This is a genomic window from Alitiscatomonas aceti (assembly GCF_025567195.1).
GTDB lineage: Bacteria > Bacillota > Clostridia > Lachnospirales > Lachnospiraceae > Alitiscatomonas > Alitiscatomonas aceti.
The window spans coordinates 1-321 of the sequence record NZ_JAOQJF010000098.1; the positions used below are offsets into that span (position 1 = coordinate 1).

Genomic DNA, 321 nt, shown 5'->3' on the forward strand with positions numbered 1-321 from the left:
GCGTGGGGATATCCTGGTAACGAGGACAAAGGGGCACACGGTAGTTGTTTTGGATGATGGGGCCAAAGCTGCTCCGCCGGAGCCGGAAAAGAAATCCGGCTGGATCCAGGAGGCCGGGATCTGGAGATATTATCACGGAGACACAGGAGAGCCGGTACGCAACGACTGGCACCGGGATCCCGATGGCCGGTGGTACTGGTTTGACGGTTCCGGAGTGATGGTCGCCAACGCCTGGAAGCAGGACAGGGTTGGCAAGTGGTATTACCTTGGCTCTGATGGTGCAATGGTCACCGGAAGGCTCATGCAGATTGGTGATGAGGT

General features: G+C 57.9%; 1 pseudogene. It reads left to right on the forward strand.

The annotated features are described in order from the left end of the window. A pseudogene (locus OCV69_RS16670) lies at nucleotides 1-321 on the forward strand (hypothetical protein); the annotation flags it as partial.